Raw genomic sequence first — 962 nt, 5'->3', positions numbered from 1 at the left:
GGTTGATGTATTGCGTGAGCAAGCTATTCAAAATTATAGAGCAGGACAAACTCAACAAGCTGTATCTCAACTAGATCAATTGCTAAATAAATACCCGCATGATCAAAAGCTGCTTGCTGATTATCTGTTTATTATGTCAAGTGAAAAAAGGGATCTTACGAATTTTTCACGGTTTTTGGTAAATATTAATTATGTAGAATTTCCAGAATATGCAAAGTTACCTTTAATTCAAAATTTTCGTGATTTTAAGCATTTTAAAACTGCAATTGACTGGTCAAATAAGTTCAATATTCAAAAGTCAGTTGATGGCCGTATTTTATTATCGGTTTTGTATGCTGAAGCTCAAGATGTGGCGAATGCTAAAGATCAGTTGTCGAAGATCGATATTAAAGGTTTAACTGCTGATCAGTTGATACGGGTTGCATATGCTTATCGTTTAATAAATTTACCCGTAGATGCTTTAGCTACAGTTGAGCATGCTTATCAACAACAACCAAAATCTTCATCCGTTTTACAAGAATATGTTTACGATTTAATTGCTATTGGCTCATATAAAAAGGCACAGCAATTGCTGCAAGCGAGCGAAAAAACTGAACAAGCAGTGCAAATGTTGCAGACTTTACAAGTTAGTGAGTTTTCTCAACATATCAACAATGCAATTGCTCGATATAAATATTTAAATCGCGAAGGACTAGCCGATGCCGAAAGCTTTGCTGAATTAGATAAAGTGCTGGAGCAAGGACAAAAAATGCATCAGCAAATGAATCCTTCCGATCCTAATTACTTACGGTTTTATTACGATTATTTATATGGATTAGATTTTAGAGGGCGTTCAAAAGCGGTTATAGAGAATTTTACCCAGTTGAATATTCCACTCGAAAAATTACCGGCATATGTACGTCATGCAATTGCGGATAGTTATTTGGCGGAGCAAAAACCGAAACAGGCCGAGTTTGCTTATA

1 pseudogene is annotated in these 962 nt (G+C 35.2%); it reads left to right on the top strand.

Features of this window, described 5'->3' with window-relative positions:
* A pseudogene (gene pgaA, locus ACG59Z_RS18735) lies at positions 1–962 on the top strand (poly-beta-1,6 N-acetyl-D-glucosamine exporter porin PgaA); the annotation flags it as partial.

Origin of the sequence: Acinetobacter sp. ABJ_C1_1 (assembly GCF_044684115.1) — a bacterium.
GTDB lineage: Bacteria > Pseudomonadota > Gammaproteobacteria > Pseudomonadales > Moraxellaceae > Acinetobacter > Acinetobacter nosocomialis_A.
The sequence above is the reverse complement of the archived record's forward strand: the minus strand, read 5'-3'. Positions and strand labels throughout refer to the sequence as shown.